General features: G+C 71.7%; 3 protein-coding genes and 2 pseudogenes. All 5 read right to left on the bottom strand.

Annotated features, from left to right (window positions below; genetic code table 11):
• On the bottom strand, positions 1–2,147 hold a 2,147-nt coding region (locus tag AWC27_RS08710), incomplete at its 3' end, for a PE family protein (RefSeq protein WP_139836853.1).
• 154 nt (positions 2,148–2,301) lie between these two features.
• Positions 2,302–3,756 (bottom strand): annotated as a pseudogene (locus tag AWC27_RS08715) (MDR family MFS transporter); the annotation flags it as partial.
• Positions 3,757–3,783: 27 nt separating this feature from the next.
• Positions 3,784–4,500: a FadR/GntR family transcriptional regulator gene (locus AWC27_RS08720; RefSeq protein ID WP_085670115.1), complete on the bottom strand. Its 717-nt coding sequence runs from the start codon at positions 4,498–4,500 to the stop codon at positions 3,784–3,786.
• 71 nt (positions 4,501–4,571) lie between these two features.
• Positions 4,572–6,227 carry a PE family protein gene (locus AWC27_RS08725; RefSeq protein WP_085670114.1) on the bottom strand — a complete coding sequence of 552 codons (1,656 nt, stop codon included), beginning with the start codon at positions 6,225–6,227 and terminating at the stop codon, positions 4,572–4,574.
• A 42-nt stretch (positions 6,228–6,269) separates the two neighbouring features.
• Positions 6,270–6,704: pseudogene (locus AWC27_RS30900) on the bottom strand (hypothetical protein); the annotation flags it as partial.

Raw genomic sequence — 6,704 nt, forward strand, 5'->3', positions numbered from 1 at the left:
TGTTGGAACCCGCCGGCCCCGCCGGTGCCGCCGGAGCCAAACACCCCGCCGTTGCCGCCGGCGCCGCCGACCCCGCCGAATCCGCCGTGTCCACCAGCCCCGCCGTTGGAGAACAGCCCGCCGGTCCCGCCCGCGGCCCCGGCGCCGGCGCCCTGGCCTGCGCCGGCCCCGCCGGTTCCGGCGGCGCCGAACATGAAGCCGGCGTTCCCGCCGCGGCCGCCGGAGCCGCCGCTGCCGTTGAGGGCGCCACCACCGCTGCCGCCCGTTCCGCCAGACCCGATCAACAAGCCGGCACCGCCGGCAGCGCCAGCCCCACCGGTCCCGCCGACACCGGCCGCCAGACCGCCCGCCCCTCCGGTGCCGCCGGAGCCGAAGAAGATGCCGCCGGCTCCACCAGCGCCGCCGGCCCCGGCTTTACCCGCGGCGGCGGCGTTGGTTGCCCCGTGCCCGCCGTTGCCGCCGTTCCCGAAGAGCCAGCCGCCGTCGCCGCCCGGTGCGCCGCTGCCTGGAGTTCCGTTGAGCCCGTTACCAATCAGCGGACGTCCGGTGGCCGACAGGATGGGCTGGTTAATCGCATTAAGTGCGTCCTGCTGCAGGGTATGAATCGGCGACGGACTTGGGAGCGGGTTGGAGCCGTCGGCGCCCAACAGCAGCGCGCCGAGCCCGCCGAGACCGGCCTTGCCCGGAGTTGCGCCGGTCCCGCCGCTGCCGCCGTTCCCACCGTTACCAACCAAGCTGGCCGCGGCGTTGCCACCGGCCCCGCCGTTACCGCCAGTGCCGGTCGAGCTGGCCCCGCCGCTGCCGCCGTTGCCGCCGTTACCGAAGAACCCCGGTTTGCCACCGGTCCCGCCGACCCCTCCGCTGCTTGTACCACCAATGCCGCCAGAACCCCCGGCGCCTCCGGAGCCAATGATCATGCCGGCGTTGCCACCGGCCCCGCCTATCCCGCCGGTGGTCGTGCTGAATCCACCGGGACCGCCGGCGCCGCCAGAACCTAGGAACATGCCCGCGTTGCCGCCGGCCCCGCCGGCCCCGCCGATAGCCCCGCCGAAGCCTTCCCCGCCGCTGCCGCCGGCCCCGCCGGCGGCACCGAAGGCGAACATGCCCGCGTTGCCGCCTGCGCCGCCCGCTCCACCGGCCCCCGTTGGGAATAGGCTCGCGCCGCCCGCGCCGCCTTCGCCACCGGCGCCGAACATGCCGCCGGCCCCGCCGGCGCCGCCGGCTCCGCCGTTTCCGAGCGTGGAGCCAGTTCCGCCGGCACCGCCGGTGCCGCCTGCGCTGAACATGCCACCCACTCCGCCGGCGCCACCGGCTCCGCCGGTCCCGCCTGATCCGCCGGCGCCGCCGACGCCGCCGTCGGCGAAGAGTCCGCCGGCCCCGCCAGCGCCACCGGCGCCGCCGGTAGCGCCGAGGGCGAACGCGAACCCGCCGCGCCCGCCATTGCCCGCGGCGCCAAAGAGCATGCCCGCGTTGCCGCCCGCGCCACCTGCCCCACCGTTCCCCCCGGTGAGGTTCGCTGAGTGACCGCCGGCCCCCCCGGCGCCGCCGGTGCCGAACATCATGGCGTTGCCGCCGGCGCCGCCGGCGCCGCCGGTCCCGGCGGCGCCCGTGGCGGTCCCACCCGCGCCGCCGGCCCCGCCGTTGCCGATAAACCCGGCGGCCCCGCCTTTGCCGCCGGCGGTGCCGCTCGCCCCGGACGCACCAGACCCGCCGGACCCGCCGTTACCGATCAGCCACCCGGCGGCGGTCCCGTTTTGGCCAGTGCCGGGCTTACCGTTGGTGCCGTTGCCTATCAGCGGGCGTCCGGTCTGGGTAACGAAGAACGCGTTGATCGCGTTGAGCAGCGGATCGGCGACGGATGCGGCGCCGGAGGCCTCGGCGGCCGCATACGACCCCGCGCCGAAGGTCAGCGCCTGCACGAACTCGCTTTGGAAGGTCGCCGCCTGCGCACTCAACGCCTGATAGGCCTGGCCGTGCGCCCCGAACAGCGCGGCGATGGCGACCGAGACCTCATCCTTGGCGGCGGCCACGACCGCCGTCGTTTGGGCCGATGCGGCCGTGTTAGCCGCGTTGAGTGCCGAGCCGATACCGGCCAAATCTGTTGCTGCTGAACCCAAAACGTCAGGAACCGCGATGAGGAACGCCATTTTGATACCTCCCAGTGCGACATGACTTAGATGTCATACCGACCCGGAGATCGCCCGACCTCAGACCAAACGGATCGGCAAGATAGCAGCCTATCGCGGCATGTGCAACTTATGCGGCGGTTTTCCTGGAATCTGCTTCTGAATTTTTGTCGTGGTCGCCGCGGGCGTCCCGTACCTCGGTGAGTGGCACCTCCCGGAGGAAGAGCGCCAGGACGAATCCGAGCAGGCCCACGAGCGCTGCGTAGAAGAACACCTGGGTGAGCGAATCGCGGTAGGCTCGCGCCGTGTCGGCCGCGACCTCGAGCGGCAGGCGGTGCAGCGTCGCCGAATCAGCTTGTTGACCAAGGAAGTTCGCGAACAGTGCGCCAAGTATCGCAGTGCCGAAAGAGCTTCCGATGGTGCGGAAGAACGTCACGCTGGCGGTGGCGACGCCGAGGTCGGCGAAACTCGTCGTGTTCTGCACGATGAGGATCAGCAACTGAATCGACATGCCGATCCCAGAGCCCAGAATCACCAGATAGAGCGACTGCGCCAACGGCGACGTCGACTCGTTCATCTGTGACAACAGCAGGTACCCCGCCGCCGTCAGGGCGTAACCCACCACTGGGAAGATCTTGTACCGCCCGGTGCGGCCGACGAGTACGCCGCTGCCTATCGAGGTGATCAGCATGCCGATGATCATCGGCAAGGTATACAAGCCCGACTTGGTCGCCGAATCGTGGTCGACGTACCGCAGGTATGCCGGCACCACGGTGACCGCGCCGAGCATCGAGAACCCGATCCCGAAGGCAAGCGCGCAGCACAGTGAGAACGTCGAGTCGTGGAATAGGTGAGGTGGCAAAATGGGCGCGGCGACGCGGCTTTCCACCCAGCCGAAGACGCCAAGCACCGCAGCGGAACCCACGAAAAGCCCGATGATCACCGCTGATTCCCAGGCGTAGGTAGTGCCGCCCCAAATCGTGGCCATGGTCAGGCCGGTCGCGCCCACGATGACCAATGCCATCCCGAGGTAGTCGATGACCGGAGCCGGGTTTCGGGTCGACTTCGGCATGGCCGTCACCGCCACCGCCAGGATCACCAGTGTTACCGGCACATTTATCCAGAATGCCCACCGCCAATTCAGGTGGTCGCTGAGGAAACCGCCTACCAGTGGACCGGTCACTGTCGCGATCCCGAATACGGCGCCCAGAATGCCCTGATATCGGCCGCGGTATCGAGGTGGTGCGATCTCGCCGGCCAACGCGCTTGCGGTGACGCCTATCGCGCCACCGCTAACGCCTTGCAGCGCACGGGAAATCACCAGCATGATCATCGATTGCGAGAGGCCGGACAGCAGCGAGGCGGCGATGAACAGCGTCAGGGCCCCCACGAAAATCCGCTTGCGGCCCAACAGATCACCGAGCTTGCCCGCGATGGGGATGACGGCGGTCGCGCTCAGCAGGTAAGCGGTGACGATCCAGGATTGATGGCGTGCGCCACCGAGGTCGGCCACGATGGTGGGCAGCACCGCGGCGGCCTTGGTCACTGCGAGCGCCGCGATCAGCATCCCGGATGCAATTGCCGCGAAAATAACATTGCGTCTTCGTGAGCTCATCGCCATGCCCGTCATGACCACACTCCCGCTAGGTCCAAAAAGTCATTGCTGCAACGGCTTTCGGTCTGAGGGCAGATTGCGGCGGTTGATGTCGACCACCACCGCCGCCGCCTGCTGGGCCGCGGCCGGATCACCGGCCGCGATGGCGTCCACCAAGGCATCGTGCCACTGATCATGGGCGGCCTGAGCTTCGTCGTCGAACTCGCACGCAGTGAGAAACTCGCCGAATGCCGCGGTGACTTGTTCGTAGATCTCGGCCAGGAAGTCGTTGCCGCCCGCGCGCACCGCGGCGAGGTGAAAGGCGCTGTCCGCGAACGCATGTGCGGTGCGATCTCCGGACTTGCGGGCCTTGCGTAGGTCGGACAACAGCGCGCGGATGCGCTTGAGGTCGGCGGCGGTTCGCCGTCGGGCGGCTTGGCCGATTGCGTGCTGTTCGAGCAGCGCCCGCAACTCGAGGACCTCCTCCGGTTTGGTCTTGGCTACCCGGTGCTGCAGCACGGCGCCCAGCTCGGTGGCGATCCGCACGTAGGTTCCATCGCCGGCGCGCGCCTCGAGCACGCCCAAATGTGTCAACGAGCGCAGCGCCTCGCGCACGGTGTTTCGGGCGACTCCCAATGCCTCGGCCAGCTCGAGCTCGCTTGGCAGCTTGGTGCCGACCGGCCACTGCTTGGACTCGATCCGCTCCCGAATCTGTGCCGCGGCCTGCGCGGCCAGCGTTGTGCGGGTCCCGGGAACCAGCTGTGCGACCAATCCCGCCATGTAAACCTCCGAATGTCGGACATTCATGGGAAGTATGGGCGCCAGACGGCATGTCAGGCAACAGCCCGCGACTAGGTCGTCGCATTAACACCGTTGACACCGCCCGCGCCCAGCAGCCGCCCGCCGGCGCCACCCGTCCCCACGCCGCCCATGTTGGTGGCCGTCCCGCCGTTGCCGCCGTTGCCGCCGTTGCCGACCAGCCAGGCGGCCCCGCCGTTGCCGCCGTCGCCGCCGCTTCCGCCGGCCGCGTTGGCCGCCCCGCCGTTGCCGCCGTTGCCGCCGTTGCCGATCAACCCGGCACTGCCGCCGGTCCCCCCGGGCCCGCCGGAGCCCACCTTGCTGAAGCCGCCCCAGCCGCCCGTTCCGCCGGCACCGCCGCTGCCGAACAGCGGTCCCGCGTTGCCCCCGGCTCCGCCCGCGCCGCCATTCAACCCGGCGACACCGCCGTCGCCACCGTCACCGCCCGAGCCGGCAATCAGCCCTCCAGCGCCGCCGGTGCCGCCGGTACCGCCGCTGACGTGGCCGACGCCGCCGTCGCCACCCTGACCGCCGCTGCCGAACAGGCCGCTGGCGCCGCCTGCTCCGCCGGCTCCACCCTTGGCCGGTTGGCCGTTGCCGCCGTCGCCGCCTGCGCCGCCGGAGCCGTACAGCAAACCGCTCTGGCCGCCGTTGCCGCCCGCCCCGCCGTTGGTGCCGCCGGTGCCACCGTCCCCGGCAGTGCCGCCGTCGCCGAACACCCCGGCGGCGCCGCCGTCCCCGCCGACGCCGCCGTCGCGGGTGAGGCCGGAGCCACCGACTCCGCCGAACCCGCCGTCGCCGAAGAAACCGGCGGCTCCGCCGGCTCCGCCGGTGCCACCGTCCTGGCCGCCGTTACCGCCGTCGCCGCCGAGCCCGCCCGACCCGTACAGCAGGCCGCCCGCGCCGCCGGCCCCACCCTGGCCGCCGACGGCATCGTCGGCCTGTCCGCCGTCACCGCCGGCTCCGCCGGCACCGAACATGCCGGCGGCCCCGCCGACCCCGCCGACCCCGCCGAACTGGTGTGCGCTGACCCCGCCGACACCACCTTTGCCGCCGGAGCCGAATAGGCCTGCGGCCCCACCCGCGCCGCCGGTGCCGCCGTCTCCGTCCAAAGAGCCGCCGCCGGTGCCGCCGTTCCCTCCGTTACCGAACAGCCCGCCTGCGCCGCCGGCCCCGCCGGCGCCGCCGGGTCCACCCGGCAGTCCGAATCCGCCGACCCCGCCGGCCCCGCCGGTACCCAATAGCCCTGCGGCCCCACCGTTTCCGCCGCTCTTGCCGGGCGCGCCGGAGCCCCCCGTCCCCCCGTTGCCGATCAAGAGGCCGCCCGGCCCGCCATTGGCACCGGTGCCGGGCGCACCGTTGACACCGTTGCCGATCAGCGGGCGGCCGAACAGGGTTTGCGTGGGGGCATTGATGAGGCGCAGCACGCTGGCGGCCTCGGTGCCGGCATAGGCGTTTGCGCTGGCGGCCAGGGTCTGCACGAACCGGTCGTGAAACACCGTCGCCTGAACGCTCAATGCTTGATAGGCCTCGGCGTGAGCCCCGAACAACGCGACGATGGCGGACGACACCTCGTCCCCGGCTGCGGCGAGCAAGCCGGTGGTCGGAGTCGCCGCGGCGGCGTTGGCCGCGTTGAGCACGGTGTTGATATGTGCCAAATCCGCGGCGGCGGCAGCCAGCAACTCCGGCGCCACGATCACAAGCGACACGTTATCGCGGCAGCGGTCGTCTAATTGACGGTTTGGCCAATATCACGGTGACCCGTTCACACCCTGCTGACCGAACAGCAACCCGCCGGCGCCGCCGCCGCCGGCGTCGCCGGTACCTGTCGTGCCGTCCCCGCGATTGCCGCCGTTGCCGCCGTTGCCGACGAGTCCGGCATTGCCGCCATGGCCGCCGTCGCTGCCGAAGCTGCCAAGGAACACTGCATCGCCGCCGGCTCCACCGTCGCCGCCGTTGCCGATCATCCCGGCGTTGCCGCCGGCCCCGCCGACTCCGCCGGCGCCGGTGAAGGCGAAGCCGCCGGAGCCGCCGCGGCCGCCGGTCCCGCCGTCACCGAACAGCGCGCCGGCGTCGCCGCCGGTGCCGCCGGCACCCCCGAAGGTGCCACTGGCACCACCGTCGCCACCCCGGCCGCCGCTGCCATAGAGCAGGCCGGCGTCGCCGCCGGCCCCGCCGGCTCCGCC

The sequence above is a fragment of the Mycobacterium szulgai genome (genome assembly GCF_002116635.1).
In the GTDB taxonomy this organism is placed as follows: Bacteria; Actinomycetota; Actinomycetes; order Mycobacteriales; family Mycobacteriaceae; genus Mycobacterium; species Mycobacterium szulgai.